18 protein-coding genes are annotated in these 22,726 nt (G+C 63.0%); 6 read left to right on the forward strand and 12 right to left on the reverse strand.

Features of this window, described 5'->3' with window-relative positions; all coding sequences use genetic code 11:
* The first annotated feature begins 151 nt into the window (after nt 1–151).
* On the forward strand, nt 152–859 hold the full coding sequence (locus H7993_RS12565) for a PA5502 family lipoprotein (RefSeq protein WP_185794589.1): 708 nt from the start codon (nt 152–154) through the stop codon (nt 857–859).
* Here the strand turns inward: H7993_RS12565 and katE are convergent.
* Nucleotides 856–2,994, reverse strand: coding sequence for a catalase HPII (gene katE / locus H7993_RS12570; protein ID WP_185794590.1), 2,139 nt, complete (start codon nt 2,992–2,994; stop codon nt 856–858). The two genes, H7993_RS12565 and katE, sit on opposite strands and share 4 nt — an antisense overlap.
* A 283-nt stretch (nt 2,995–3,277) precedes the next feature.
* Between katE and H7993_RS12575 the strand changes: the two genes are divergently transcribed.
* The 3 genes from H7993_RS12575 (at nt 3,278) to H7993_RS12585 (ending at nt 5,806) form a co-directional block, all read left to right on the forward strand.
* A complete protein-coding gene (locus H7993_RS12575) occupies nt 3,278–4,285 on the forward strand; it encodes an ATP-binding cassette domain-containing protein (RefSeq protein ID WP_122480090.1) in 1,008 nt (335 codons plus the stop codon).
* A complete protein-coding gene (locus tag H7993_RS12580; protein WP_122480089.1) occupies nt 4,285–4,956 on the forward strand; it encodes a methionine ABC transporter permease in 672 nt (223 codons plus the stop codon). Before H7993_RS12575 ends, H7993_RS12580 begins: the two co-directional genes overlap by 1 nt.
* Nucleotides 4,957–5,032: 76 nt before the next feature.
* Complete coding sequence (locus H7993_RS12585) at nt 5,033–5,806, forward strand: MetQ/NlpA family ABC transporter substrate-binding protein (RefSeq protein WP_122480088.1); 774 nt, start codon at nt 5,033–5,035, stop codon at nt 5,804–5,806.
* 28 nt (nt 5,807–5,834) lie between these two features.
* On the opposite strand, the gene H7993_RS12590 is transcribed toward H7993_RS12585, so the two are convergent.
* Nucleotides 5,835–6,467 (reverse strand): SCO family protein, encoded by a 633-nt coding sequence (locus tag H7993_RS12590; RefSeq protein WP_185794591.1) that lies wholly within the window; start codon nt 6,465–6,467, stop codon nt 5,835–5,837.
* Between the two features lie 174 nt (nt 6,468–6,641).
* Between H7993_RS12590 and H7993_RS12595 the strand changes: the two genes are divergently transcribed.
* The gene (locus H7993_RS12595; RefSeq protein ID WP_185794592.1) at nt 6,642–7,289 is read left to right on the forward strand and encodes a hypothetical protein; all 648 of its coding nucleotides are present in this window, start codon (nt 6,642–6,644) and stop codon (nt 7,287–7,289) included.
* 65 nt (nt 7,290–7,354) lie between these two features.
* Here the strand turns inward: H7993_RS12595 and H7993_RS12600 are convergent, their stop codons facing one another.
* From H7993_RS12600 to H7993_RS12615, 4 genes are all read right to left on the reverse strand, one after another.
* Nucleotides 7,355–8,884, reverse strand: a complete 1,530-nt coding sequence (locus H7993_RS12600; RefSeq protein ID WP_122480085.1) for a SulP family inorganic anion transporter — start codon at nt 8,882–8,884, stop codon at nt 7,355–7,357.
* Between the two features lie 186 nt (nt 8,885–9,070).
* Nucleotides 9,071–9,778, reverse strand: coding sequence for a carbonic anhydrase (locus H7993_RS12605; RefSeq protein ID WP_043191935.1), 708 nt, complete (start codon nt 9,776–9,778; stop codon nt 9,071–9,073).
* 407 nt (nt 9,779–10,185) lie between these two features.
* Nucleotides 10,186–11,520: a glucarate dehydratase gene (gudD, locus tag H7993_RS12610; protein WP_244647050.1), complete on the reverse strand. Its 1,335-nt coding sequence runs from the start codon at nt 11,518–11,520 to the stop codon at nt 10,186–10,188.
* 93 nt (nt 11,521–11,613) lie between these two features.
* Nucleotides 11,614–12,960, reverse strand: a complete 1,347-nt coding sequence (locus H7993_RS12615) for an MFS transporter (RefSeq protein WP_425312016.1) — start codon at nt 12,958–12,960, stop codon at nt 11,614–11,616.
* A gap of 267 nt (nt 12,961–13,227) precedes the next feature.
* On the opposite strand from H7993_RS12615, the gene H7993_RS12620 reads away from it, so the two are divergent.
* Complete coding sequence (locus tag H7993_RS12620) at nt 13,228–13,914, forward strand: FadR/GntR family transcriptional regulator (protein ID WP_185794595.1); 687 nt, start codon at nt 13,228–13,230, stop codon at nt 13,912–13,914.
* Nucleotides 13,915–14,059: 145 nt separating this feature from the next.
* Here the strand turns inward: H7993_RS12620 and H7993_RS12625 are convergent, their stop codons facing one another.
* The 6 genes from H7993_RS12625 to prlC form a co-directional block, all read right to left on the reverse strand.
* Nucleotides 14,060–15,373, reverse strand: coding sequence for a c-type cytochrome (locus tag H7993_RS12625; protein ID WP_185794596.1), 1,314 nt, complete (start codon nt 15,371–15,373; stop codon nt 14,060–14,062).
* Nucleotides 15,374–15,384: 11 nt separating this feature from the next.
* Nucleotides 15,385–17,169: a GMC family oxidoreductase gene (locus H7993_RS12630; protein ID WP_185794597.1), complete on the reverse strand. Its 1,785-nt coding sequence runs from the start codon at nt 17,167–17,169 to the stop codon at nt 15,385–15,387.
* Between the two features lies 1 nt (nt 17,170).
* Nucleotides 17,171–17,908 carry a gluconate 2-dehydrogenase subunit 3 family protein gene (locus H7993_RS12635; RefSeq protein WP_185794598.1) on the reverse strand — a complete coding sequence of 246 codons (738 nt, stop codon included), beginning with the start codon at nt 17,906–17,908 and terminating at the stop codon, nt 17,171–17,173.
* A 252-nt stretch (nt 17,909–18,160) separates the two neighbouring features.
* A complete protein-coding gene (locus H7993_RS12640; protein WP_185794599.1) occupies nt 18,161–20,230 on the reverse strand; it encodes a M3 family metallopeptidase in 2,070 nt (689 codons plus the stop codon).
* A 120-nt stretch (nt 20,231–20,350) separates the two neighbouring features.
* Nucleotides 20,351–20,608 carry a YheV family putative zinc ribbon protein gene (locus tag H7993_RS12645; RefSeq protein WP_043191945.1) on the reverse strand — a complete coding sequence of 86 codons (258 nt, stop codon included), beginning with the start codon at nt 20,606–20,608 and terminating at the stop codon, nt 20,351–20,353.
* Nucleotides 20,605–22,653: an oligopeptidase A gene (gene prlC / locus H7993_RS12650; protein WP_185794600.1), complete on the reverse strand. Its 2,049-nt coding sequence runs from the start codon at nt 22,651–22,653 to the stop codon at nt 20,605–20,607. The genes H7993_RS12645 and prlC overlap by 4 nt, the downstream gene beginning before the upstream one ends.
* Between the last annotated feature and the right edge of the window lie 73 nt (nt 22,654–22,726).

Consider the following 22,726-nt stretch of genomic DNA (forward strand, 5'->3'; position numbering starts at 1 on the left):
CTGTATCACAAAGCGGTGTCTACACACGGCACAGACCCCGCTTGCTTCTGCCAAAGAGTCGTGGCTCTAGCGATTTTCGGCGTCCATATTTTCGCCGACACCCCCACGGTGTAGACTTGGCCGTTTTTTGGGCAAATAGAGAGTCGTAGCAATGAAGCCGTTCGTCTCCCGTTACCTGCTACTTGCCACACTTTCCCTGGTGTTGACCGCTTGCCAGACCTCACCAGCCGACTACGCCGCTGATGCGGGTCCGGATGCCTGGCAGCAGTTGGAAACAAACATTGCCAGCAGCGAACTGGCCACGGCTGAGGATCAACTGGTCAAGCTGCAGGCGCAGGCCCCGCAGGATCCACGCCTCACCGAGGCGCAGCGGCAGCTGGCTGAAGCCTACCTGCAGCGCAGCCAGGTGATGCTGCAGAAAGGTGACGTCAACGCTGCCGCCACTGCGCTGGGCCGTGCCCGCGTGCTGATGCCCCAGGCACCGGCGCTCACCGGTGGCGTCAACGGCGCCATCGCCCAGGCGCGCAAGTCTGAACTGGAGAAAGCCGAAGCCGCCCTGAAAGCTGCCGAAGCCAGGCCCAAGGCCCTCGTGCTGGATCCGAACGCCAGCGTTTCAGCGGTGCCGTTGAAGATGTACAGCGCGCCGCAGCTGCGCGCACAGATGCACGACATCGCAACCGACGTCGTTCATTACCAATGCGATGTGATCATTCAGGTGGCCCAACCGGGCGAGTATCGCCGGCTGGAAGCGCTGCTCAAGCAGCGCGTCAGCGAACAGTTGCCAGAGATGCAACTGAAGGTCGGTCGCCGTGTGGTCCACGGACAACCGACCCAGGTGGTGCTTATACCGCGCCGTTAAGCCGGAATGGCTTTGGCGGCCGGCTCGCGATCCCACACGCGGTGCTTGGCGATGGCGGCGATGAACGCCTTGATGGTGCTGTCATCGTCACCCACCAACAGGCCGGCATCTTCCTTCAGGCGCAACGCTTCGAGCAGCGCCTTGCCATCCTTGCTGATACCGATTGCCTTGAGGTGCTTGTAGGCCTCGAGCAGGTAATGCAGTGCCACGCCATCGGCGCTCAGTGCCTTGATCGAATCGGCACCGCCCGGCACCCACACTGCGTCGAAGGCCACCGAAGGCAGGCCTTCCTGGGACGCGTCGACGGCCAGGGTCTTGCCATCGGCCGTTTTGACCGGTGCGCTGGTAGGGCCCAGCACCTTGGCATGCGCGCCTTCGGCCTTGAGCGCCTTCTGCAGCGCAGCGACTGCATTGCCGTCCACGCCGTTGGCAACCAGAATGGCGACCTTGCGGCTCTTGATGTCGCCGGACAACAGGTTCATCTGGCTCAGCGCAGGCGATTCCTTCAGCGAGGAAGGCTTGACCGATACGGTGCCCTTGGTAGGCGCCGGCAGACCCAGGTTGGCCGCAACGCGCGAAGCCAGTTCCAGATCGATGTTGGCCAGAATCTCGTTGACCTGACGGGCACGGATGTACTCGCGCTCGACCTTGCCCAACTCGAAGCTGTAGGCCGCGATGATGTGCTCTTTCTCGGCATGGCTCATGCTGTTGAAGAACAGCGTGGCCTGGGAGAAGTGGTCGGAGAACGATTCGCTGCGCTCGCGGACCTTGTGCGCATCGACACGCTCGGGGTAGGTCTCGAAGCCGCCGTCGATGGGTGCCGATGGGGTTTCCTTCGGCCAGCCGCCGTCGATCGAGTTCGGCTCGTAGGAAGCACGGCCCTTGTCGATACGGGTGCGATGCTGGGCATCACGCTGACCGTTGTGGTTCGGCGCAATCGGACGGTTGATCGGGATCTCGTGGAAGTTCGGCCCACCGAGGCGGCTGATCTGGGTATCGGTGTAGGAGAACAGACGGCCCTGCAGCAGTGGGTCGTTGCTGAAGTCGATGCCAGGCACGATGTGGCCCGGGCAGAACGCGACCTGTTCGGTCTCGGCGAAGTAGTTGTCCGGGTTGCGATCCAGCACCATGCGGCCCAGTGGAGTAACCGGGACCAACTCTTCGGGAATGATCTTGGTCGGGTCGAGCAGGTCGAATTCGAACTTGTGCTCGTCTTCTTCCGGCACGATCTGCACGCCCAGTTCCCATTCCGGGTAGTCGCCCATCTCGATGGACTCCCACAGGTCACGGCGGTGGAAATCGGTGTCCTTGCCGGCCAGCTTCTGCGCCTCGTCCCAGACCAGCGAGCAGGTACCGAACTTGGGCTTCCAGTGGAACTTGACGAATGTGCCTTTGCCCTCGCCATTGACGAAGCGGAAGGTATGGATACCGAAACCCTGCATGGTGCGCAGGCTTTTCGGGATGGCGCGGTCGGACATGGTCCACAGCACCATGTGCGCCGACTCCGGCACCAACGAGACGAAGTCCCAGAAGGTGTCGTGGGCGGAGCCGCCGGTCGGGATCTCGTTGTGCGGCTCAGGCTTCACCGCGTGGACGAAGTCGGGAAACTTGATCGCGTCCTGGATGAAGAAGATCGGCATGTTGTTGCCGACCAGGTCGAAGTTGCCTTCGTCGGTATAGAGTTTGACCGCAAAACCACGCACGTCGCGCACGGTGTCGCCCGAGCCACGCGGGCCCTGCACGGTGGAAAAGCGCACGAAGACCGGGGTCTTTTTCGACGGGTCGCGCAGGAAGCCGGCCTTGGTCAGCGCCGAGTGGTCTTCGTAGGTTTCGAAAAAACCGTGGGCCGCGGTGCCGCGGGCGTGGACGATACGCTCCGGGATGCGTTCGTGGTCGAAGTGCGTGATTTTCTCACGCATGATGAAGTCTTCGAGCAGCGACGGGCCGCGCGGGCCAGCCTTGAGGGTGTTCTGGTTGTCGCTGATTTTCACGCCATGGTTGGTGCGCAGCGCCTGTCCGGTGCCATCGGCACGGAACTGCTCGAGCGATTCGAGCTTGGCGTTGGTGTTCTGGCGATCCAGGGTATCGGTGCCAGCGGCTTCGCTCTTGCCGGTAGGGGGGGTCTTGTTGCTCATCGGGCCTTAACTCCTTGGTTCACGGCAGTCCGTGGACGGACTCTGATAAGTACCCTCACCTGATCACGGCAGGCATGGGCCAGGGATACTCAGCAAGTGACCGGACGAATTGCGTGGACGTTCCTTTTTTTTCGCGAACGGTGGGTGGGCGAGCCTTTAGTCGCGTTATTGCCAAATCGCAGGTCGCCGCGAAAATAAATGCTAAATGCCACGGGATGCCTGGGCTAAAATGCGCGCCCGGCTACCCGCTGCCCCCATTCATGCGCCCCACAAGGTTCGCTACGTGATCGAGTTCCAAGATGTCCACAAGACCTACCGCGTGGCCGGTAGGGAAATTCCCGCGCTGCACCCCACCCGGCTCACGGTGCCGGCAGGCCAGGTGTTCGGCCTCATCGGCCACTCGGGCGCGGGCAAAAGCACGCTGCTGCGCCTGATCAACCGCCTGGAGAACCCCAGCGGCGGCACCATCATCGTCGACGGTGAAGACGTCACTGCCTTCGACGCCGACGCCCTGCGCGGTTTCCGGCAACAGGTCGGCATGATCTTCCAGCATTTCAATCTGCTGGCGTCCAAGACCGTCGCCGACAACGTGGCGATGCCGCTGAACCTGGCCGGCCGTCTGTCGCGCAAGGAAATCGACCAGCGCGTGGCCCAGTTGCTCGAGCGGGTGGGCTTGTCCGACCACGCACGCAAATACCCGGCGCAGCTGTCGGGCGGACAGAAGCAGCGCGTCGGCATCGCCCGCGCACTGTCGACCAACCCGAAGATCCTGCTCTGCGACGAGGCCACCAGCGCGCTGGACCCGCAGACCACGGCCTCGGTATTGCAGTTGCTGGCCGAGATCAACCGCGAACTGCAATTGACCATCGTGCTGATCACCCATGAAATGGACGTGATTCGCCGGGTCTGCGACCAGGTTGCGGTGATGGACGCCGGGCGCATCGTCGAGCAAGGCTCTGTGGCCGACGTGTTCCTGCACCCGCAACATCCAACCACGCGTCGCTTCGTCCAGGAAGACGAGCAGGTCGACGAGAACGAGCAGCGCAGCGACTTCGCCCATGTGGCGGGGCGGATCGTGCGCCTGACGTTCCAGGGCGAGGCCACCTATGCGCCGCTGCTGGGTACGGTGGCACGCGAGACCGGTGTCGACTACAGCATCCTGGCCGGTCGTATCGACCGCATCAAGGACACCCCCTATGGCCAGTTGACCCTGGCTATCACCGGCGGCGACATGGAAGCGGCCTTCGCTCGCTTCACCGCAGCCGACGTTCACATGGAGGTGCTGCGCTGATGGACCTGATCAACTTCTTCGCCAGTGTCGACTGGAGCGAAATCTGGCAGGCCACCCTGGATACGCTGGTGATGCTCGGCACCTCGCTGCTGTTCACCATCCTGCTGGGGCTGCCGCTGGGTGTCGTGCTGTTCCTCACCAGCCCACGGCAGATGTTCGAAAAGCCACGCTTGTACGCGGTGCTATCGTTCATCGTCAACGTGGTCCGCTCGCTGCCGTTCATCATTCTGATCATCCTGCTCATCCCGGCCACGGTGGTGTTGGTAGGCACCTCGCTGGGGGTGGCCGGTGCAATTCCGCCACTGGTCATCGGCACCGTGCCATTCTTTGCCCGCCTGGTGGAAACCGCCCTGCGCGAGGTCGACCGCGGCATCATCGAGGCGACCCAGGCCATGGGCGCCACGACGCGGCAGATCATCACCCGGGCGCTGGTGCCCGAGGCCATGCCGGGGATCATCGCGGCCATCACCGTGACGACCATCACTTTGGTGTCGTACACCGCGATGGCCGGTGTGGTGGGCGCCGGAGGCCTGGGCGACCTGGCGATTCGCTACGGCTACCAGCGCTTTCAGGACAACGTGATGTACGTCACGGTGATCATTCTGATTCTGATGGTCCAATTGCTGCAGATGCTCGGCGACCGTCTGGTCGTGCATTTCTCGCGCAAATGATTCATGCCTCGCACCTCATTCATGCCTGGTAAATAGTTCACAGTCAGGCCCGCAGGGGCCGACAAGGAAACCGAAGATGAAAAGACTACTGGCCGCCATGGCCGCCGTCGCTGCACTGTCCGTCCAAGCCAACGAAACCCTGAGCGTGGCAGCCACTGCAGTGCCTCACGCGGAGATTCTCGAGTTCGTCAAGCCGCAGCTGGCCGAACAGGGCGTGGACCTCAACATCAAGGTGTTCACCGACTACATCCAGCCCAACGTCCAGGTGGCGCAGAAAGCCATGGACGCGAATTTCTTCCAGCACCAGCCTTACCTGGATGAGTTCAACAAGGGCAAGGGTACCGACCTGGTCGCCGTGACCGGCGTCCATCTGGAGCCGCTGGGCGCCTATTCCAGCAAGATCAAGACCCTCGACGAGCTGGGCAACGGCGCCAACGTAGTGGTGCCCAACGACGCCACCAACGGCGGCCGCGCGCTGCTGCTGTTGCAGAAGTACGGGCTGATCCGCCTCAAGGACCAGAGCAACATCCTGGCGACCACCAAGGACATCGTCGAGAACCCCAAGGGCTTGAAGATCCGCGAGCTGGAGGCAGCGACCATCCCGCGCGTGCTGACTCAGGTCGACCTGGCCCTGATCAACACCAACTATGCCCTGGAAGCCAAGCTGGATCCGTCCAAGGACGCGCTGTTCATCGAAGGCAGCGATTCGCCGTACGTGAACATCCTGGTGGCACGCCCCGACAACAAGGATGCGCCGGCCATGCAGAAGCTCGCAGCCGCGCTGCACAGCCCCGAGCTCAAGCAGTTCATCACCGAGAAGTACAAGGGTGCAGTATTGCCGGCCTTCTAAGCCCGTGACGGCTTGACTCGCGCGTCCCTCAATCGCCCGCGACCAGCCCTGGAAGCTGGGCGATCATCTTGGCATTGTCGATCGGCCCGCGGATGAACCCACGTTGGCGCCCATCCGGCCCGATCAACGCCAGGTTGGCGCTGTGCTCCACCAGGTAATTGGGCTTGCGCGTGTCGGCCGCGATGAATGGAATGCTGATGGCCCTGGCCAGTGTCTGCAGAGTGTCGACCGGCGCCACCCACCCCTGGAATCCCGCCTTGAAATAACCCAGGTATTGCTTGAGCCGCTCGGGCGTGTCGCGGTGCGGGTCGACGCTGATCAGCACCACTTGCAGGCGCTCGCGTGTAGCGCTCGGTAGCTGGTTCTGCACATCGCGCAGGTTGGCCAGCGTGGTGGGGCAGATATCCGGGCAGAACGTGTAGCCGAAGAACAGCAGCGACCATTTACCCTGCAGCCGGGTCAGGTCGACCACCGATCCGTTCTCGTCGGTCATGTGCAGGGCAGGCATCGCCCGGCTTTGCGCCAACAGGATGATGCCCGCATCGACCAGCCCGGCGCGGTCGGGTTGACGCTGTCCATTGAGCAGGTGATGAACGCTCAGCCCGATCAGCAGGGCAAGGGCGCCGGCAAGGGTAAACACGATTTTCTGCGTTCGGGTCATGAGCCTGGGATCGAGAGACGTTGGAAGAGGCGACGTTATCAGGCGAGCCGCAGCGAGGGTAGTGGTCAAGCGCCGTTATGAAATGTGTCCTGATTATGACAAATGCGTCTTAGCCTTCCCGATGGGCCAGCTATCGTTCCCACTTCACTTGCGTGACACTCGCCTGGAGCCTTCATGAACACCGCCGCATTGCGCGAGCAGATTCAACGTGCAACCGAACACGAGGCCGCTACCGGCCACCTGCATCAACGCCTGGAAAAACAGTTGCCGCAATTGCATTCGGCCATCGACCTGGCCGAGGGCGGCGGTGTCGCTTTGTGGCGCTTCGTCAGCGCCTACATCGAGGAAGTCCCGCAGTTGCTCGATGCGGCCAGCGAAGTCGCCGGCAAGGCCGGAATCGAGTCGCAGATCAAACCGGTATTGAAGATAGCCGAGGAGTATTTTCTGCGTCCGCCCGGAATTGTGGCCGGCCAGGAGGGGCTGGATGGCCTGCTCGACGAAGCCTACCTGGCGCATCGCCTGGTCGAGGAAGTCAACGACCTGTACATCCGCCACCTGGGCCAGCCACTGATACCGCTGGACATGACCGTGGCCAACCTGATCGCTCACCAGTTGATCGGTGAAACGTTCGCCAACCAGCTGGATGAAGTCGTGCATCACTCGATGGCTCAGATGCTCTGTGACGAGCGCTTCGAGCTGCCGTCGGTGCTGGCCTATCGCGACAAGCTGATCAGCCCTGAAACCGGCGCGGCGTGGCAGCAATGGCCATGCATGTCACGGCGCCTGGGTATTGGCCTGGACCTGAACTCGGCCAGTTCCTGAGGGCCTGCACGGAGCCTGGCGAGCGGTCGTCGCCAGGCTCCGTGCAAGCGGTCTGCGCGGTCGTGCTAGCTGCCGAAGCCTGCCGTGGTGCGTAGCCGACCCTCGATACGCCGCTTCAGCCCGCGGCTTTCGATGACCATCCGCGAGCCCTTGCTCTGGTTGGCCCGACCCCAGTCTTCCAGCAGTTCCAGGCACGAGTGGTCGATGTAGTTCAACCCGGCCAGTGGCACATGCACGGTCGTACCCTCCGGAATGCTCGCCAGGGCCTTGGTCAGGGCCGGTACCTTGAGAAAGGTCGCCGACCCTACCATGCGCAGTTCCACTTCACCCGGTGCCTGGTCGATCAGGGTGATCTTCAGACGTGCCGCCTTGAATGCCAGCTTCAGCAAGGTCAGGGCGAAACCCAGCAGCACACCGGTAAGCAGGTCGGTGAAGACGATTGCCAGCGCCGTGGCCGCGTAGGTGAACATCGGCATCCGGCCGTAGCGGCCCAGGCCCTTGAAGGCCTTGAAGTCGACCAGCTTGACGCCGGTGAAGACCAGCACGCCCGCCAGGCTTGCGACCGGGATGCTTTGCAGCAGGCTGGACAGCAGAACCACGAACCCCAGCAACCAGACACCGTGCAGGATCGCCGACATGCGTGTCTGTGCGCCGGCCTGGACATTGGCCGAGCTGCGCACGATCACGCCGGTCATGGGCAGCGCGCCCAGAATGCCGCAGAGCATGTTGCCTACACCTTGTGCCGACAGCTCGCGGTCGAAATCCGAACGCTGGCCGTTATGCATCCGGTCGACCGCCGCTGCCGAGAGCAGGGTTTCGGCACTGGCGATGAAGGCCACGGCGATCGCGGCGATGAGCAGGGCAGGATCGGCCAGGTTGAGCAGGTCTGCCGGGCGCAGCCAGTCGATGGCTTCCGCCAGGTTCGCCGGCACTTCGACACGCTTGACCGGCATCGCGAAGAACAGGCTGAGGCCCGTCGCCAGGCCCACACCGAGCAAGGCACCGGGCACGAAGCGTAGTTTTTGCGGGCGCAGCTTTTCCCACGCATACATCACGGCAATGGTCAGCAGGCCCAGCAAGCCAGCCTGCCAGCCCAGCCCGCCACCGATGCTGGGGATGGCCTGGCCGACCACGGCGGGAAATTCGATCAGGTTACTCAAGCCCGAGGGTTGCGGCGCCCGGTCGAGCATTACATGCACCTGGGACAGCACGATCAGTACGCCGATGCCGGCGAGCATGCCGTAGACCACTGCCGGTGCGGTGACGCGGAACCAGCAGCCGAGCTTGAAGCGCCCGGCCAACAGTTGCAGCAGGCCGGCCAGCAGCAGGATCGGCCCGAGCATGGCCATGCCATGCTGGCGAACCAGCTCGAAGACCAACACCGCCAGGCCGGCGGCGGGACCACTGACCTGCAACGGCGACCCGGCCAGGAATCCGACCACGATACCGCCGATGATGCCGGTGATCAGGCCTTTGGAAGGCGGCATTCCCGAGGCGATGGCGATACCCATGCACAACGGCAGCGCAACCAGAAACACCACGACCGAGGCGAGCAACTCGCGCGGCAACACTGCTTTCATCTGTGCAATATTCACGTTCAATCTCCTGCAAGCATTCAGGCGAGCCGGGCCGCACTTTTCGACAGGCAGCAGCGTGCCTGCCCAATCCCCTGCGGCCCAACCAACGCGGCTGGGTACAAGTGGATTCGGCAAGCGAACGATGAGGTGTGCTGTCGACAGATTACGGCCAGGCGGGCCCTGTCATACGAATGACGCGGCTACCTAGAACCGGCCCTTGGGCGTCGCGCTCGGGGTCGTGGTCATTCTGTCGAGGGGACGGAAGCAGTCCTGTTCGGCGTCGTAGGCCTTGATCTCGCTGGTTTCGATGTTGTAGATCCAACCGTGGATGAACAACTGGCCGCTGGCCATGCGCGAGGCTACCGATGGGTGCGTGCGCAGGTGCTGCAGCTGGGAGATGACGTTTTCTTCGGTCAGCACTTTCATGCTTTCGGCTTCGTTGGCGCAGTTGCAGTTGTCTTCGACGACCGTGCGGGCCACTTCCGAATGGCGCAGCCAGGCCTTGACCGTTGGCATCTTTTCCAGCGAAGCCGGGTTGAGCACGGCACGCATGGCGCCGCAGTCGGAGTGGCCGCAGACGATGACATGCTGCACGCCCAGCGCCAGGATGGCGTATTCCAGCGCTGTGGAAACGCCGCCGTTCATTTGCCCGTAGGGCGGTACGACGTTACCGACGTTGCGGGTGACGAACAGGTCGCCGGGGGAGCTTTGGGTGATCAGTTCAGGGACGATTCGCGAGTCTGCACAGGTGATGAACATGGCCCGTGGCGCTTGCGCAGTGGCAAGCTTCTTGAACAATTCCTGTTGCTGGGGGAAGACGTCATGATGGAAATGCAGGAAGCCGTCGACGATCTGCTTCAGGGAGGCTTCAGCCGTATCGGCATGGCTCGGTGTAGGATCCTTGTCGCTCATGATTCATCCTCTTGCTGGATTTGAGATGGTTCCCAGTTTACCGGGTAAAAATTCCCACAGCTCATGGCTGGATGAGACGATTCACACAGGATTATGACTCGTGAGTCATTTGTCACTAACCCTACCGGTGAAAACTTAACTGAACCTGAATCGAGGCGTCTATTGCGCGGGGATGAGGGTTGTCGAGACGATGAACGGTGTTACAGGGGCACGCGGTCCCTGTAGCAGCGGCGCGAGCCAGGGCAGGCGTCACCGCGCTCTCCCAGATGCACCACATGGACCGCCGACGCGGCTCGCGCCGCTGCTACAGGGATCATGCGATCCGCAACCACGGTGCAAGCCGCTCCGGTGTCGGCTGTAGCAGCGGCGCAAGCCGCGTCATGAGGGCATACGGTGCAGCTGGCGGTTCAACGCACCAGGCAGGGACGCTTGTTGTCGAACTGCCAACCCGAGATCAGGTATTGCATGGCGATGCCGTCATCGCGCGCGCCGAGGCCCTTGGCCTTGTACAGCTCGTGGGCCTTGGCCACTTCGTCCATGTCGATGTCCACGCCCAGGCCCGGTTTGGCCGGCACCTTGACGAAGCCATCGACGATCTGCAACGGCTCCTTGGTCAGACGCTGGCCGTCCTGCCAGATCCAGTGCGTGTCGATCGCGGTGATCTCACCCGGCGCCGCCGCCGCTACCTGGGTGAACATGGCCAGGGAAATGTCGAAGTGGTTGTTGGAGTGCGAGCCCCAGGTCAGCCCCCAGTCGTTGCACATCTGCGCCACCCGCACCGACCCCTGCATGGTCCAGAAATGTGGGTCGGCCAGCGGGATGTCTACCGACTGCAGCTGGATGGCATGGCCCATCTCGCGCCAATCGGTGGCAATCATGTTGGTGGCGGTGGGCAGGCCGGTGGCACGGCGGAACTCGGCCATGACTTCACGCCCCGAGTAGCCGTTCTCCGCGCCGCATGGGTCCTCGGCGTAGGCCAGCACATGGTGCTGGTCACGGCACAGGCCGATCGCCTCCTTCAATGACCAGGCACCGTTGGGGTCCAGGGTGATGCGCGCCTCGGGGAAGCGCTCGGCCAGTGCGGTCACCGCCTCGATTTCTTCGGCACCGCGCAGCACGCCACCTTTGAGCTTGAAGTCATTGAAGCCGTACTTGGCCTTGGCCGCTTCGGCCAATCGCACTACCGCCTCGGGGGTCATTGCCTTTTCATGGCGCAGGCGGCTCCAGTCGTCGCCGGCGTCCGGCTCGCTGCGGTAGGCCAGGTCGGTCTGGCCACGATCACCGACGTAGAACAGGTAGCCCAGCATCTTCACGGCGTCGCGCTGCTGGCCTTCACCCAGCAGCGCCGCCACCGGCACCTCGAGAAACTGCCCAAGCAGGTCGAGCAGGGCGGCTTCCATGGCCGTCACGGCATGGATGGTGATGCGCAGGTCGAAGGTCTGCAGGCCGCGGCCGGCGCTGTCACGGGCGGCGAAGGTGGTGCGCATGCGATTGAGGATCTGCTGGTACTGGCCGATCGGCTGGCCCACCACCAGGCTGCGGGCGTCTTCCAGGGTTTCGCGAATGCGCTCGCCCCCAGGCACCTCGCCAACCCCGGTGTTGCCGGCGCTGTCCTTGAGAATCACGATGTTGCGGGTGAAGAACGGGCCATGGGCACCGCTGAGATTGAGCAGCATGCTGTCGTGCCCGGCAACCGGGATGACCTGCAGGCTGGTGACGACAGGAGCGTTGTGTGCGGTCATGTTGTTTTCCTTCTCCATGTTGTTGTCCTTGTCATTGAATCCACGCCAGGCGCCGCATGGGCCTGGCGAAAACAGTGCAGGCCGGCGTGCCCGTCAGAGCGACCGGGCCTGCGCGGGTTCGGCCAGGCCGTTGGCAGGCTTGCCGGGCTTGGGCTGGGTGCGCGCGAAGAACACCACGATCGCGGCCAGCACCGAGGTACCGGCCAGGCCGTACAGCCCGCCCTGAATGGAGCCCGTGCTCTGCTCCAGAAAGCCGAAGGTGGCCGGTGCGACGAAGCCACCCAGGTTGCCCACCGAGTTGACCAGGGCGATCACCGCCGCAGCGATGCGTGCATCTAGGTACGCCTGGGGAATCGGCCAGAACAGCGACGAGGCCGACTTGAAACCGATCGCGGCGAAACACACGGCGACGAAGGCGAACACCGGCCCACCGGTGGTCGACATGAACATCCCAGCGGCGGCGATCAGCAAGGCCGTGGCCACCCACGCCTGCTGGAATTTGAACTTGCCGGACAGGGCCGCGAAGCCGTACATGGCAATGATCGAGATCAGCCAGGGTATGGAGTTGAGGAAGCCCACCTGCAGGTCGTCCAGGCCGCCCATTTTCTTGATGATGCTGGGCAGCCAGAAGGTCGCCGCATAGATGGTCAGCTGGATGCAGAAGTAGATCAGGCAGAACAGCAGGATCTGGCGATCCCTGAGCAGGGTGCCCAAGGTAGGCTTGACGGTGTGCATGGCATCACGTTCGCGCTGTTCGCGGTCAATCTCGCCCACCAGCGTATCTTTCTCTTCCTGGGTCAGCCATTTGGCGTCGTGAACCCTGGAATCCAGCCAGAACCAGACAAAGAAGCACAACAGCACCGAGGCCAGGCCTTCGATCAGGAACATCCACTGCCAGCCGTGCATGCCCAGCCCTTCGATCTGCAACAGGGCACCGGCCAGTGGCCCGGAAATCAGCGAGGCCAGGGCCGAACCGCTGAGGAAGATGGCAATCGCCTTGCCACGCTCGACCCCAGGCAACCAGCGGGTGAAGTAGTAGATCACTCCCGGGAAGAAACCGGCTTCGGCGATCCCCAGCAGAAAGCGCAGGATGTAGAAATGGGTTTCGTTCTGAATGAACGCCATCATCGTCGCGACGATGCCCCAGGTGAACATGATCCGCGTCAGCCAGACCCGTGCGCCGACTTTCTGCAACAGCATGTTGGACGGCACTTCGAACAGGGCATAGCCGATGAAGAACAATCCGGCGCCGAATCCATAGGCCGCCGCACCGATGCCCAGGTCATGCTCCAGGTGCGTGCGCACGAAGCCGATGTTGACCCGATCGATGTAGTTGACGATGAACATGATGACGAACAGCGGGAGTACGTGACGCTTCACTTTCGAGACGGCGCGGGCCAGGACAGCATCGCCGGTTGCAACGTTTGAATTGCTCACAATTCAAATCTCCCACTGATTGTTTTTATGCGGGTAGTGTGTGGATCGAGCGGCAGCTGTGTGCTCGGTCGGCAGACATCATACAACTCAGCATCATTAAAACTCAACGCTTATGCAGGATTTAAGCATGCCATCCGTCGTTGTCATACATCTTGGGCGGGCAGGTGGCGATGTCGATGGTCATTCCGGGAAACCCGTACCGGGCCCGGTGCAATGCCTGAGTGATACACCCAAGGTATGATCGGATTTTTCCTCGAGGGGGGCTCATCGATGTCCAAGCGACCCAACAGCCTGGCCCATGTGCTGGTCGAGGCCTTGAGCCAGCAGATCCGCCTGGGCACCTTGGCGCCAGGGGCCAAACTGCCGTCGGAGGGCGCCATCGTGGCCGAGCACGGGGTCAGCAGGACCGTGGTGCGCGAAGCCTTGTCACGCTTGCAGGCGTCCGGGCTGGTGGAGGCCCGGCATGGCGTCGGCACCTTCGTGTTGCAGCGCGAGCCGGCCCATGGCCTGCGCTTGAACGTCGATACGGCGCTCAGCGTGCGCGGCATCCTGGAGCTGCGCCTTGGCTTGGAAACCCAGGCGGCGGCTTTGGCGGCCAAGCGTCGCAGCGACGCTCAACTGGAACGCATGCGCAAGGCGCTGGATGACTATCAACGCTCGCTGGCCAACAACGACAGTTGCGTGGAGGAAGACAAACGCTTTCACCTGCTGATTGCCGAGGCGACCGGCAATACGTATTTCACCGACATCATGCAGCACCTGGGTGATGCGATGATCCCGCGCACTCGTCTGAATGCGCTGGAGAAAGGTGACGCCGATCTGTCCCAGCTGGGGCAGTTGGCGAACCTCGAGCATGAAGCGATCTACCAGGCCATTCGCAAGCAGGATGCCGACGCGGCGCGGGCGGCGATGTGGCTGCATTTGAGCAACAGCCGTGATCGTTTCAATGCCGATTGAGGGGGAGGCCTTTTACTGAAGGGTTTCAGTGGGGGCCTCTTCGCGGGCAGAGACCCGCTCCCACAAGGATGGTCACCCATTCACATACCTGTGGGAGCGGGGCGGGCGGCGAGCCCTCTGCCCAGGAAGAGGCCGGCTGCCTCGATCAATGGCTGGTGGACTGCCCCAGGTCATCGCCGGAAGTGTGTTTCATGTCGTCACCGCGCATCTGCTTGACGTCGCTGGCCGACACCGCCGAGCCCTGGTTGCCCCAGCTGGTGCGGATGAAGTTCACCACGTCGGCCACTTCCTGGTCGGACAGGCGCCAGGCGAAGGCAGGCATGGTGAACGTCGACGGCGCCGTGTGCGTCGCTGGCAACGTGCCCCCGGCCAGTACGATATGGATCAACGAACTGGCATCCTCGGTCTGCAGCACCGGGTTGCCGGCCAAGGCCGGGAACACCCGGGTATAGCCCTGGCCATCGGTCCGATGACAGGCCGCGCAGTTGTCGATGTACACCCCGGCGCCGACCTTGCTGTCGTCGCCCTTCCACAGCGCATCGGCCACGCGCGCATCGTATTCATGCGGCTTGTCGGCCCGGTCCACTGCCGGAAGCGTCTTCAGGTAGCGGGCAATTGCGGTCAGGTCTTCATGGCTCATGTACTGCATGCTGTGCTCGACCACGTCGCTCATGCCGCCGAACACCGCGCTGCGGTCGCTGCGGCCGGTCTTGAGAAACTGCACCAGTTGCTCTTCGCTCCAGCTGCCCAGGCCGTCCTTGTGATCGCCGCGCAGGCTCTTGGCGATCCAGCCTTCGAGCGGTGCGCTGCCAGCAAGGAAGTCGGCGCTGTCGGCGGCGCTCAGGGCCTTCTCCTGCATGGTGATCGCCCGCGGCGTATGGCAGGCGCCGCAGTGCCCGAGCCCTTCGACCAGATAGGCGCCGCGGCTGATCACCGGATCCGAGCCCGGCGGTGGCTGATAGGCACTGACCTTGGGCGCGAACAGACCGCGCCAGATCGCCAAAGGCCAGCGCATGCTCAACGGCCAGGGAATGTCGGTGGCCTTGTTCGGCTCGGCCACCGGCGCCACGCCCTTCATGAAGTAGGCATACAGGGCCTGCATGTCGGCATCGCTGACCCGCGCATACGACGGGTAGGGCATGGCCGGGTACAGGCTGCTGCCGTTCTTGCCGATACCGTGGCGCACGGCCTTGTCGAAGTCGTCGAAACTGTAATTGCCGATGCCGTCGCCGTGCGGCGTGATATTGGTCGAGTAGACCGTGCCGATCGGGGTTTCCATGCCCAGCCCACCCGCGAATGGCGCACCGCCCTTGGCGGTATGGCAAGCCACGCAATCACCGGCACGGGCCAGGTAGCGACCCTGCTCGATCAGGGCGTCGTCGGGCTCGGCGGCCCAGGCCGGCAGACTGGTCGACAGGCAGGCCAGCAAGGTCAACGCAGCGATCTGGATAACGTTCATCTCTGCGCTCCTTATGCCTGCACCAGCGGGCCGGGGTTCTTCAGGTACTGCTCGCGAATGGCCCGCGCCGACCAGTAGGTCAATGCCGCCACCAGGCCAGTGGGGTTGTAGCCAAGGCCCTGAGGAAAGGCCGAGGCGCCTGGAACGAACACGTTAGGCACATCCCAGCACTGCAGATAACGGTTGATCGCGCTGGTCTTGGGGTCGGTGCCCATGATCGCGCCGCCATTGAGGTGGGTGGTCTGGTAGGAGGCAGTGTTGAAATGCTCGCCGACCTTCTTGCCGAGCAGGGCAATGGCCTTGGGGTTCATGGCCTGGGCGACCTTGCTCATTTTCTCGACCATGAAGCGGTTCATCTTGATGTCGTTTTCCTGCCAGTCGAAGGTCATGCGCAGCAACGGCAGGCCATAGGCATCGCGATACACCGGGTCCAGGTCAAGGTAGTTGCCGCGATAGGACTGATGGGCGCCGTGGGCATCCATCGACACCTGATGGGTGTAATAGTCGGCAGTGGCCTTCTTCCAGGCGCTGCCCCAGGCAGGTGTGCCGGGTGGATTGGCCGTGCCGGCGATGGGCCGGCTGCCGGCCTGGTTGACCCACATCGGCGAGCCGCCGACGAAGCCATGGGGGCCATGGTCGAAGTTGTCGGCGTTGAAATCGTCGAACGCCACGCCGTTGCCACCGGCACCGATGAAGTTGTTGGTGTGGGTGTTCTTGTCGAAGAAAGCCTTGATGGTGGCCATGTTCTGATAGGCGAAGTTCTTGCCGACCACGCCTTCGCCAGTCTTGGGGTCGTACGGCTGGCCGATGCCGGAGAGCAGCATCAGGCGCACGTTGTTGAACTGGAATGCCGCAAGAATCACCAGGTCTGCGGGCTGCTCGACCTCACGGCCCTGGGCGTCGACGTAGGTCACGCCGGTTGCCTTGCGCTTGCTGCTGTCCAGGTTGACCCGCAGCACGTGGGCATTGGTGCGCAGCTCGAAGGTGTCGACCTGACGCAATGCCGGCAGAATGTTCACGTTCGGTGACGCCTTGGAATACATGTAGCAGACATAGCCGCTGCAGAAGCCGCAGAAGTTGCAGGGGCCCATCTGCGCACCATAGGGGTTGGTATACGGCCCCGAGGTATTGGCCGAGGGCAGGTTGTACGGCTTGTAACCGGCCTCGGCGGCAGCCTTCTGGAACAGCTGCGCCGACACGGTGTTCTTCTGCGAGGCCAGCGGGAACGGGTTGGAACGGTCCGGCGCATACGGGTTGCCACCCTTGCCTTCGCCGACGCGCACGCCGTTCACCGTCCAGGCCTGACCCGAGGTGCCGAAGACTTTTTCGGCAAAATCGAAGAACGGTTCCAGCTCTTCATAGCTGACGCCGAAATCCTGGATGGTCATGTCCTTGGGAATGAACTGCTTGCCGTAGCGCTCTTCGTAGTGGCTGCGCATGCGCAGCTCGATGGGATCGACCCGGAAATGCACGCCTGACCAATGCAGGCCGGCACCGCCGACGCCTTTGCCTGGCAGAAACGCACCCAACTGACGGTTGGGCAGGGCGACGTCGTTGACGCTGTGACGGATGGTCACGGTTTCCTTGGAGATGTCCTGGAACAGCTTCTTGCGCACGCTGTAGGTCAGCTCGTCGATCACCTGTGGATAACTGCCGTCGGGGTAAGTGTCCTGCATCGGGCCGCGCTCCAGCGCGACCACGTTGAGGCCCGCCTCGGTGAGTTCCTTGGCCATGATCGCGCCGGTCCAGCCGAACCCGACGATGACCGCGTCGACCTTCTTCATTACCGTTGCCATGTCAGGCCCTCTCGCCGCGAATCGATACTGCCGGGAAAGGGTATTGCTCGTTGCGTTCCACCCAATCCATGAAATCGGCGCGTGCGCCGGGAAAACCGATCTGCGTCCAGCCGACCATGCCTTTGTTGCCGCCATGCACCGGGTCGCAGAAGAAGCCTTCGCGGGTGTTCTGCAGCATCAGACTGAAAAATGCCGTAGCCGGCAATTCCTCGAAAACCAGCTCGCCTGCTTCGATCTTGCTGAGAATACGTTCCTGGGTAGCGCTGTCTTGCTCAGCAAAGGTTTTGCCTGATTGAGCCTTGCACCAGGTGTCCGTGGCAGCGATGCCCAAGCGATAGATCTGCTGCGGCACCAACTGCAGCTGATAGCCCATTTGCGGCGCGGCGTCGGTGACAAACGGACCCTGCATGTACCACAGCGCGCCGGTGGCGTAGGGCGTGTTCATCTGGCGGTCGATGAATTCTGCCGCTCCGGCTTCCAGAGCACCTGGGCCCAGATCGTCCGCCGGAATCAAGCGAGCCACTGCGGCTTGGACGAAAGCCCATTCTTCAGCGGTGAAAAATGACGGCTGGTAGTCGGCGGCGGGCGCGGGGGCTGGCGCTGGCGAGCGAGTATCGGCATTGGCATTGGCAGTCAGGGCAGCGACGCCCAGGCCACTGCTGGCAACGGTCACCACCGGAATGAGGGTCAGGGTTTTGCGCAGAAAATCCCGGCGCGGGTTGTTTTCTTGCTCGGACATCAAGGTTCTCATCAGCTGTTCGATACGGTTTTATCGATGCGCAGCCCAACGGTACGTGTTCGTTGCACCACGCGGCCGGAGGCGGGTGGTGCTTTGTTGAAGGCGCAGACGCGACACATTCGGCACGAAGCCAGGCGCGGCAAAATGCCGCCCTGACGGTTCAGCCGATAAATGTATCCATTTGTGACGGCAAATGAAACCGGTTTCAGCCTACCTGTGCTCAGTCTTCACGTCTGTCGTTGCCCGAACGGCTCACGTCTTGATGCCCAGATCGAGCAGCAGCGCTTCGATACCCGCCTCGCTGCCAGCGAAGCTCTCGACCAGTTCCGCAAAAGGTCGCGTCCCTCCCGATGCCAGAATCAAACGTTCGAAATCCCCACCGACCTGACTCGAGAACAGCCCCTCACGCTTGAAACGGGCGAACAGATGAGCGGCCAGCACCTGCGCCCAGACATAGCTGTAGTACCCGGCGGCGTAGTCGGCACCGGTGAACAGATGGGCGAAAGTGTTGAGCCAACGAACATAGGGCGGATGACGGACGATCTGCGTCTGCTCCAGCACCTGTTCGCCAATCTGCTGCGCCGACAGCGTGTCGCTGTGGCTGTGCAGGCGATAGTCGACCAGAGCGTATTCGAGTTGCCACAGCAGGGCCTGGGCACGAAAGCGCGCCTGGGCGGCGAGCGCCCGCTCGACGAAGGCGGTACCGATGGCTTCGCCGGTCCGGTGATGTCGCGACATCGATTGCAGAACTTCAGGCTGCATGGCCCAGTGCTCGAACACGCCGCTGGGCAATTCCACCGCATCTTCGGCCACGCCCTTGATGCCAGAGACGCTGCCATGGTCGATGCGGGTCAGTACATGGTGCAGCGCATGCCCCAGCTCGTGGAAGAACGTCTGGATGTCGCCCAGGCTCAGCAGGCAGGGAAACGCTGGCGTGTCGGCGGCGAAATCACACCCCACGTGGGCGATGGGCAGCTGCAGCCGACCATCGGCGAAACGGTGGCGGTCACGCAGGGCTTCCATCCAGGCACCCGCGCGTTTCTTCGGCCGAGTGTGCAGGTCCAGGTAGATATGGCCCAGGACCTGTCCCTGCTCGCTGAGTTGAATCAGGTGCACCGATGCAGGCTGGCGCGGTGCTGGCGGGCATTGCAGCCACTGCACGTCGAACAGCTGCTCGAGCAGCCGCTGCAGCCCATCGAGCACCGCCTGCACGGGAAAGTACTCACGCACCTTGAGCTCTGTCACCCCATGATGGATCTGCAGGTATTTCTCCTGATAGTAATTGCAGTCCCAGGGCTGCAGCGCCGGCACTCCGAACAGCGCGGCCAGTTCCTGCAGCGGGGCGAACTCCGCCTGCGCCGCAGGGCGGACCTTGTCGATCAATTGCAGCAGGAGCTGCTCCACGTCCGCGGCCTCGTCGAACATGCGCGTGGCCTGGGCCAGCGAGGCATAGCTGCGATAGCCACCCGCTTCGGCCAGCTCGGCGCGGGCGGCAAGGATGCGTTGCAGCACCGGTCCATTGTCATAGGTTCCGGCCTGCGGGCCTTGCTCCGAAGCCTGGGTGTAGAAGGCGCGGTACACCTGCTCGCGCAGCGCGCGGTCATGGGCCTGGCTCAATACCGCCAGCACCAGCGGCAGCTCCAGTGGCAGCCGCCAGCCCGACTGGCCGGCCTCGCGCGCGCATAGCGCCATGCTGGCAAGTACCGCGGGAGCAATGCCTGCCAGAGCGGTTTCGTTGTCGAACGCCAAGGCCCCGGCTTCGCTGGCTGCACTCAGGTTGTCGGCAAAGGTTTGGTACAACCCGGCCAGCTCCATCTGCAGACGCCCAATGCGCTTCTGGATCGACGGCTGGGTGCCTACCCCGGCCAGGCGCGAAGCACGCAACGCATGGCTCAATGCGGCCTGCTGGGTCGGATCGAAATCGAGCGCCTGCGGGCTCTGCTGCAACAGCTGCAGTACGGCATGCACGGTACGGTTGTGCTTGATGGCCAATTCATAGGCCTGCACCCGATCGCGGCAGCGCGCATAGGCGTCGATCACCGCCAGGTGCTGATGACGACTGAGCAACTGCTCGGGCTGCAGCACCGCCAGCAGGCGCTGGTGCATGTCTTCCAATGGCCTGACCAAGCCTTCCCATGTAGGTGCCACGAGCTGCTCGGGGAGCAATTGCGCCAGCTGCCGGAGGTTGGTCTGGATCACATGCTCGATCGCCGGCTCGACGTGTTCGGCCCTGATCAAGTGGTAGGGGATCACATCGTGATGGCCCAGCAGGGGGTTTTCGGCAAGCAGGGTGGGGAGTGCAGCGAGGTGCGCAGCGGTCATGTTCGATTCCTTGAATGACGCCTGAGTGGCGCGCCAGTCTAGGAACGGAAGCGAAGCATGACGTGGTAGCCGGCTATTGCCGTCGGCCTGCCCTTGCGGCAAGTCGACGGCACGCCTGGCTCAAGGCTTCTTGAGCTTGGGGTTGGGAAAGAACTGCACCGGTTGCGACGTGGGCCGGGCAACCTTGACGGCGACCTTGTTGACCCGCGTGCCCAGCTCGCTGGGCACCGACTGGCCCTGCGCGTTCAGCGTGTCGCTGTAGCCACAGGCCACGCACTCGCGATGCGGGACTTCGTCCACGCTCCACATCATCAGCTTGTCCGGCTCGCTGCAGGCCGGGCAGACGGCCCCGGCGATGAAGCGTTTCTTGGTGATCATGCTGCCGCTTCCTCGCTCAACCCGCTGTGACGCAGCAGCGCATCGATGGAGGGCTCGCGACCGCGGAAGTCGACGAACAGCACCATCGGTGCCTGCGACCCACCACGGGCCAGAATGGCTTCGCGGAACGCGCGGCCAGTGTCGGCGTTGAGCACGCCGTCTTCCTCGAACTTGCTGAACGCGTCGGCCGACAGCACTTCGGCCCACTTGTAGCTGTAGTAACCGGCCGCGTAGCCGCCGGCGAAGATGTGCGCGAAGCTGTTGGGAAAGCGGTTGTAGGCCGGTGGACGCATGACCGAAACCTCGTCGCGGACACCGTCGAGCACTTCCATCACGCTGCGGCCGTCGCCGTGGGAGGCGTGCAACTCGAAGTCGAACAGCGAGAACTCGATCTGCCGGACCATCATCAAGCCGGACTGGAAGTTCTTCGCCGCCAGCATCTTCTCCAGCAGGTCCTGGGGCAAAGGCTCGCCGGTTTCGTAGTGACCCGAAATCAGGGCCAGGCCTTCGGGTTCCCAGCACCAGTTTTCCATGAACTGGCTGGGCAACTCGACTGCGTCCCACGCCACGCCGTTGATACCCGAGACGCCCACATGCTCGACCCGCGTCAGCAGGTGGTGCAGGCCATGGCCGAACTCGTGGAACAGGGTGGTGACTTCATCGTGGGTCAACAGCGCGGGCTTGCCGGCATCGGCCGGGGTGAAATTGCACACCAGATTGGCCACCGGGCTCTGCAACTCGCCGGCCTCGGTGCGACGCCGGTCGCGCGCGCCGTCCATCCAGGCGCCGCCGCGCTTGTTGGCGCGCGCATAGAGATCGAAGAAGAAGCGGCCCACGTGCTGGCCGTTTTCCTTGATCTCGAACAGGCGTACATCGGGGTGCCAGGTGTCGAAGCCTTTCTGCTCGGCGATCTCGATGCCATACAGGCGCTGCACGATGGCGAACAGGCCGCCCAGCACCTTGTCGATGGGGAAATAGGCGCGCAGCGCCTCTTGGGAAACGCTGTAGCGCTGTTCGCGCAGCTTTTCGCCATAGAAGCCGCTGTCCCAGCTTTGCAGGTCGGCACAACCCTGTTCGGCGGCGTAGGCCTTGAGCTGTTCCAGATCCTGGGCCGCGAACGGCTTGCTGCGCTGAGCCAGATCACGCAGGAAGGTCAACACCTGATCGGTCGATTCGGCCATCTTGGTGGCTAGGCTCAACTCCGAATAGCTGGCGTAGCCCAGCAGCTGCGCCAGCTCCTGGCGCAGGTCGAGGATCTCGCGCATCACCGGCGTGTTGTCGTTCTGGCCAGCATTGGGGCCTTGGTCCGACGCGCGGGTGCAGTAGGCTGCGTAAAGTTCTTCACGCAGGGCACGGTCGTGAGCGTAGGTCATGACCGCGTAGTAGCTGGGGAACTCGAGGCTGATCAGCCAGCCGTCCAGGCCCTTGGCCTGCGCCGCTGCAGCCATCTGCGCCTTGGCCGAGTCGGTCAGCCCGGCCAAGGCCGCTTCGTCGGTAACATGCTTGGTCCACGCCTGGGTGGCATCGAGCAGCTGGTTGGAGAAACGGCTGCCCAGTTCCGAGAGCTTGCTCTGCACCTGTGCGTAGCGCTGCTGCTGATCCACCGGCAGATCGATACCGGACAGGCGGAAATCGCGCAGCGAATGCTCCAGAATGGTTTTCTGGGCAACGTCGAAGCTCGCAGCTTCAGGGCTGTTGGCCAGGGTTTCGAAGGCCTGGAACAGTTCGCGGTTCTGGCCCAGCTCGGTGGAGTAGGCACTGAGCGCCGGCAGGCACGCTTCATAGGCCTGGCGCAGTTCGGCACTGTTGCACACGGCATTGAGGTGGCTGACCGGGCTCCAGGCGGCGCCCAGGCGGTCGTTCAGCTCGTCCATGGCCAGCACCAGGCCGGCCCAGGTAGGCTGGCTGCCCTGGGTTTGCAGAATGTGGGCAATGGCCGCGCGGTTGTCGGCCAGGATCTGTTCAATCGCCGGTTGTACGTGCTCGGCACGGATCGCCGAGAACGGCGGCAGGTCGTAGGACTGCAGAAGGGGATTCGCGCTCACGGTTAAACACCTTGGCTATTGAAGAAACACTGGGACATCTTAATTACAATTGCGATTCACCGCAGCTATCGAC

This window comes from Pseudomonas baltica (assembly GCF_014235765.1).
In the GTDB taxonomy this organism is placed as follows: Bacteria; Pseudomonadota; Gammaproteobacteria; order Pseudomonadales; family Pseudomonadaceae; genus Aquipseudomonas; species Aquipseudomonas baltica.

Excerpts from the sequence above, each read along its gene's own strand:
- H7993_RS12565 (WP_185794589.1), top strand. The coding sequence starts at position 152 with ATGAAGCCGTTCGTCTCCCGTTACCTGCTACTTGCCACACTTTCCCTG.
- katE (WP_185794590.1), bottom strand. The coding sequence starts at position 2,994 with ATGAGCAACAAGACCCCCCCTACCGGCAAGAGCGAAGCCGCTGGCACC.
- H7993_RS12580 (WP_122480089.1), top strand. The coding sequence starts at position 4,285 with ATGGACCTGATCAACTTCTTCGCCAGTGTCGACTGGAGCGAAATCTGG.
- H7993_RS12585 (WP_122480088.1), top strand. The coding sequence starts at position 5,033 with ATGAAAAGACTACTGGCCGCCATGGCCGCCGTCGCTGCACTGTCCGTC.
- H7993_RS12590 (WP_185794591.1), bottom strand. The coding sequence starts at position 6,467 with ATGACCCGAACGCAGAAAATCGTGTTTACCCTTGCCGGCGCCCTTGCC.
- H7993_RS12595 (WP_185794592.1), top strand. The coding sequence starts at position 6,642 with ATGAACACCGCCGCATTGCGCGAGCAGATTCAACGTGCAACCGAACAC.
- H7993_RS12605 (WP_043191935.1), bottom strand. The coding sequence starts at position 9,778 with ATGAGCGACAAGGATCCTACACCGAGCCATGCCGATACGGCTGAAGCC.
- gudD (WP_244647050.1), bottom strand. The coding sequence starts at position 11,520 with ATGACCGCACACAACGCTCCTGTCGTCACCAGCCTGCAGGTCATCCCG.
- H7993_RS12620 (WP_185794595.1), top strand. The coding sequence starts at position 13,228 with ATGTCCAAGCGACCCAACAGCCTGGCCCATGTGCTGGTCGAGGCCTTG.
- H7993_RS12625 (WP_185794596.1), bottom strand. The coding sequence starts at position 15,373 with ATGAACGTTATCCAGATCGCTGCGTTGACCTTGCTGGCCTGCCTGTCG.
- H7993_RS12630 (WP_185794597.1), bottom strand. The coding sequence starts at position 17,169 with ATGGCAACGGTAATGAAGAAGGTCGACGCGGTCATCGTCGGGTTCGGC.
- H7993_RS12635 (WP_185794598.1), bottom strand. The coding sequence starts at position 17,908 with ATGTCCGAGCAAGAAAACAACCCGCGCCGGGATTTTCTGCGCAAAACC.
- H7993_RS12640 (WP_185794599.1), bottom strand. The coding sequence starts at position 20,230 with ATGACCGCTGCGCACCTCGCTGCACTCCCCACCCTGCTTGCCGAAAAC.
- H7993_RS12645 (WP_043191945.1), bottom strand. The coding sequence starts at position 20,608 with ATGATCACCAAGAAACGCTTCATCGCCGGGGCCGTCTGCCCGGCCTGC.